The organism is Micrococcus sp. HG099 (assembly GCF_024723355.1).
Lineage (GTDB): Bacteria > Actinomycetota > Actinomycetes > Actinomycetales > Micrococcaceae > Micrococcus > Micrococcus endophyticus.
In genome coordinates this window covers 1-4,607 of sequence record NZ_JANQCJ010000145.1, presented here as the reverse complement: position 1 = coordinate 4,607, position 4,607 = coordinate 1, and the positions used below count along the sequence as shown (strand labels likewise).

Below are 4,607 nucleotides of genomic sequence, written 5' to 3'. Positions count from 1 at the left end.
GGTCCGACGTGGGAGGATGGCGGCCATGCCGTCGTCCTCGTCCCGCACCGCGCGGGCCCCCCTGCCCCGTGAGATCAAGGTCCTCGTGGCCGCCGCGTTCATCATCGCAATCGGCTTCGGCATCATCGCGCCGCTGCTGCCCCAGTACGCGGCCTCGTTCAACGCCTCGGCGACCGCGGTGGCCGCCGTCGTCTCCGCCTTCGGCGTCACCCGCCTGCTCTTCGCGCCCCTCTCCGGCCGGCTGACCAACCGCCTCGGCGAGACGCCCGTGTACATGACGGGCGTGCTGATCGTGGCGGCGTCCATGTTCCTCATCGCTTTCGCGCAGACGTTCGCGCAGCTCCTGGCGTTCCGGGCGATCGGCGGCGTCGGCTCGACCCTGTTCACCGTCTCGGCGATGGCGTTCCTGGCCCGCAAGGCCCCGCCGTCCATGCGCGGCCGGGTCTCGGGCGCCTACGCGTCCGCCTTCCTCATCGGCAACATCGTGGGGCCCATCGTCGGCTCCGCCCTCGCCGTGTTCGGCTACCGCGCCCCGTTCCTCATCTACGGCACCTCGCTGGTCATCGCCGCGGCACTCGTGTTCTTCATGCTCAAGGACACCCGCCTGGCGGACCGCGCGGCCCGGGACGCCCGCCCCGCCATGCCCGTGAAGGAGGCGCTCGAGAACCCGTCCTACCGCGCGGCGCTCGTGTCCTTCTTCGCCAACGGCTGGGCCACGTTCGGCGTGCGCAACTCCGTGATGCCGCTCTTCGCCGCGAGCGCGTTCGCCGGAAGCGGCCTGCTGGGCTGGCAGGTGGACGGGGCCCTGATGGCCGGCCTCGCCCTGTCCGTGTTCGCACTCGGCAACGTGGTGGCCGTGACCTTCAGCTCCCGGCTCTCCGACGTGCACGGCCGCAAGCCGTTGATCCTCACCGGCCTGCTCGTGATGGCCGTGACCACCGGCGTGCTCGGCTGGATGCAGTCCCCCCTGCTCTTCCTGCTCGCCTGCCTCGTCTCCGGCGCCGGCACGGGCGTGCTCAACGCCCCGCAGCAGGCAGCGATCGCCGACGTCGTGGGCCAGGGCCGGCGCTCCGGCGCGGTGATGTCCTCGGCCCAGATGTCCGCGGACCTGGGCGCGATCATCGGCCCGCTGCTGGCGGGCCTCGTGGTCGACGCCGCCGGCTACGGCTGGGCGTTCGTGCTCACCGGCGGCGTCATCCTCCTCGGCGCGCTCGCGTGGTGGCGGGCGCCGGAGACCAACCTGCCGGTGGTCCCGGGCGGGCCGCGCACCGGCGCCCTGCCGAAGATCGAGCCGGAGGACGTGCGCCCGCCGCACCGCGAGGACGGCTGAGCGGGCCCGTCCGCGGAACGCACGAGGCCGCCCTCCCGACGGGGAGGGCGGCCTCGTGCGTGCGGGGGCGTAAATCAGCCGCGCGCCTCCGGGTCGAACTCGGGCAGACGCTCCCCCACGCCCAGCAGCTGGGCGATGCCCGAGACGGTGCGCTCGGCGGCCCGGCCGTCGCCGTAGGGGTTCACCGCGGCGGCCATCGCCTCGTAGGCCTCGGGCTCCTCGAGCAGGCGGGTCACCTCGGCGACGACGACCTCCTCGTCCGTGCCGATCAGGCGGACCGTGCCCGCGGTGACGGCCTCGGGACGCTCGGTGTTCTCGCGCATCACGAGCACGGGCTTGCCGAGGGACGGGGCCTCCTCCTGCACGCCGCCGGAGTCGGTGAGCACCACGGTGGCCACGGAGAGCAGGTGGGTGAACTCGCCGTAGGCCAGCGGCTCGGTGACCAGCACGTTCTCGCGGCCCTCGATCTCGGGCAGGATCGCCTCGCGCACCACCGGGTTGCGGTGGGCGGGCAGCACGAACGTGGCGTCCGGGTGGGCGGCGGCCAGGCGCGCCAGGGCCCGGCCCACGCCGCGCATGGCGTCGCCCTGGTTCTCGCGGCGGTGGGTGGTCACCAGCACCACGCGCCGGCCGGAGGCCTGCAGGGCGGCGAGCCGCTCGTCCTCGAAGGGCACCTGATGCTCGACGGCCTCCAGGAGGGCGTCGATCACGGTGTTGCCGGTGACGTACACGTCCTCGGCGGCCACGCCCTCGCGCAGCAGGTTGTCCCGGCTCACCGAGGTCGGCGGCAAGTGCAGCGCGGAGATCTGGCTCGTGATCTTGCGGTTCGCCTCCTCCGGGAACGGGGAGTGGATGTCGAAGCTGCGCAGCCCCGCCTCCGCGTGCACCACGGCGATGCCGCGGTTGAAGGCGGCGACGGCCGCCGCCGTCGAGGTGGTGGTGTCCCCCTGCACGACCACGGCGTCCGGGCGCTCCTGCTCGAGCACCGCGTCGAGGCCCTCGAGGGTGCGGGCGAAGACGCCGTTGAGGGTCTGCCGCGGGCGGATGATGTTGAGGTCGTGGTCCGGGACGATCCCGAACAGCTCGTTCACCTGGTCCAGCATCTCGCGGTGCTGGCCCGTCACGGTGACCACGCACTCGAAGCGGTCGTCCGCCTGCAGCGCCTTCACGATCGGCGCGACCTTGATCGCCTCGGGACGGGTTCCGTAGATGGGCATGACCTTGGGCACAGGGGCTCCTTGCGTTGCGTGGGCACGGGGGCGCGGACGGGGCGGTCCGCGGCGGCGCGGCGCGCGGGGCACGCCTCGACCTGCGGCGCAGTCTACTGACCGGGGGCATCCCGGCGGGCTTGCTAGAGTGGCCAGTCGCGACGGACCGTCCCCGGCCCGTGGCTCCCACTGGAACGAGAGAGGGTGCCCCCGGCATGGCAGAGACCGGTGAATCGCGTGCGGAGGCCGCCACCACCGTGGTGACCGTGGACGGCGCACAGCTGCGCCGCGTGGGCGCCCGACCGGGCCTGGGGCGGTACATCCGCTCCCTGTGGGACTTCCGCTCCTTCATCCTCTTCGACTCCCGCTCGCGCATCGCGGGCGCGACCTCGGTGAACGCGCTCGGACGCGTCTGGATGGTGCTCAACCCCATCCTCGACGGCGCCGCGTACTTCCTCGTCTTCGGCCTGCTGCTGGGCACGGGCCGCGGGGTGGAGAACTTCATCGCCTACCTGATCGTCGGCGTGTTCCTGTTCCGCTACACCTCCGCCGCGATCACGGCCGGCTCCCGGTCCATCTCGAACAACCTCTCGATCGTCCGTGCGTTCCGGTTCCCGCGCGCCACCCTGACGATCGCCACGAACATCCGCGAGCTGCTGCTCTTCGGCCCCACGCTGGCCACCATGATCCTGCTGATCCTGGTGATCCCGCCGGCCGAGGACATCACCTGGCGCTGGCTGCTGATGATCCCCCTGCTGGCCGTGCAGACGCTGTTCAACATCGGGCTCTCGCTGCTCCTGGCGCGCGTCGTGGCGCGCTGGGCGGACCTGGCCAACCTCATCACGTTCGGCACGCGCATCTGGCTCTACCTCTCGGCGGTGTTCTTCAGCGTGCAGCGCTTCGAGCACATCCCGCCGCTGATCACCGCCATGCACCTGAACCCCATGTATTGCGTCCTGGACATCGCCCGGCAGTCCCTGCTGTACGGCACGGACGCGGACCCGATGCGCTGGATCGTCCTGCTGGCCTGGACCGCCGTGCTGCTCGTGGTGGGCTTCGTGGTGTTCTGGAGCGCCGAGGAGACCTACGGGGAGGAACGATGAGCGCCGCGATGGAACCGCGCCACGCGGCCCTGCAGCCGGCCGTGGTGGTGGACGAGGCGTCCATGACCTACGCCGTGCGCTCGGCCGAGCACATCCAGGGCGGCGGCGGCGGCCGCCGTCTCGGCCGCGCCAGCGGCGTGCGCACCTCCCGCGTGGAGGCGCTGAAGCCCCTGTCCTTCACGGTGGCCCGCGGCGAGTCCGTGGGCGTGATCGGGACCAACGGCTCCGGCAAGTCCACCCTCATGAAGCTCATCACGGGCCAGATGCGCCCCACCACGGGCCACGTGTACGCCACGAGCACGCCGGTGATGCTCGGGGTCAACGCGGCGCTCGTGCGCCAGGTCTCCGGCGAGGACAACATCCGGCTGGGCTGCCTGGCCATGGGGATGACCACGGCCGAGGCCGCCGCCAAGCGCGACGCGGTGGTGGAGCTCGCGGGCCTGAGCGAGCAGGCGCTGCAGCTGCCGCTGAAGGCCTACTCCTCCGGCATGGCCTCGCGCCTGCAGTTCGCGATCGCCACGTCCGTGGACCCGGACATCCTGGTCATCGACGAGGCGCTGAACACCGGCGACGCCCAGTTCCGCGAGCGCACCCGCCGCCGGCTGGACGACCTGCGCGAGCAGGCCGGCTGCGTGTTCCTCGTCAGCCACTCCCTGAGCACCATCCAGGAGATGTGCCAGCGCGTGATCTGGATCGAGCAGGGCGTGCTGACCATGGACGGCCGCCCCGAGACCGTCACCCGCGGCTACAACCTCTACGTGCGCGCCATGGCGAACGGCGACGAGGAGGAGGGGCGCGAGATGCTCAAGCGCAAGCAGGGCGAGCTCCTCCGCCAGCGCATCGCCTGGACGGGCGGACAACGGCCCCAGGGCACCACGAACGGATGAGCGGCGACGGCGGCGGGGCCCGGTCGGCGGCACGGCGCTGGGCCGTACGAGGCCGCACGGTCGGCGCGCGCGCCGCGGC

At 72.4% G+C, this 4,607-nt stretch carries 4 protein-coding genes; 3 read left to right on the top strand and 1 reads right to left on the bottom strand.

Features of this window, described 5'->3' with window-relative positions; genetic code table 11:
• Positions 1-25: 25 nt before the first annotated feature.
• Positions 26-1,330 (top strand): MFS transporter, encoded by a 1,305-nt coding sequence (locus tag NWP10_RS10470; RefSeq protein WP_375162488.1) that lies wholly within the window; start codon positions 26-28, stop codon positions 1,328-1,330.
• A gap of 74 nt (positions 1,331-1,404) precedes the next feature.
• On the opposite strand, the gene wecB is transcribed toward NWP10_RS10470, so the two are convergent.
• The gene (gene wecB / locus NWP10_RS10465) at positions 1,405-2,559 is read right to left on the bottom strand and encodes a non-hydrolyzing UDP-N-acetylglucosamine 2-epimerase (protein WP_017488691.1); all 1,155 of its coding nucleotides are present in this window, start codon (positions 2,557-2,559) and stop codon (positions 1,405-1,407) included.
• Positions 2,560-2,753: 194 nt separating this feature from the next.
• Here wecB and NWP10_RS10460 point away from each other — a divergent pair, with 194 nt between their 5' ends.
• On the top strand, positions 2,754-3,641 hold the full coding sequence (locus NWP10_RS10460) for an ABC transporter permease (protein ID WP_258300861.1): 888 nt from the start codon (positions 2,754-2,756) through the stop codon (positions 3,639-3,641).
• Positions 3,638-4,528, top strand: coding sequence for an ABC transporter ATP-binding protein (locus NWP10_RS10455; protein ID WP_258300860.1), 891 nt, complete (start codon positions 3,638-3,640; stop codon positions 4,526-4,528). Before NWP10_RS10460 ends, NWP10_RS10455 begins: the two co-directional genes overlap by 4 nt.
• Positions 4,529-4,607: the final 79 nt, after the last annotated feature.

Bases quoted from the DNA above. Each gene is read 5' to 3' on its own strand.
- NWP10_RS10455 (WP_258300860.1), top strand. From the start codon at position 3,638: ATGAGCGCCGCGATGGAACCGCGCCACGCGGCCCTGCAGCCGGCCGTG.
- NWP10_RS10470 (WP_375162488.1), top strand. From the start codon at position 26: ATGCCGTCGTCCTCGTCCCGCACCGCGCGGGCCCCCCTGCCCCGTGAG.
- NWP10_RS10460 (WP_258300861.1), top strand. From the start codon at position 2,754: ATGGCAGAGACCGGTGAATCGCGTGCGGAGGCCGCCACCACCGTGGTG.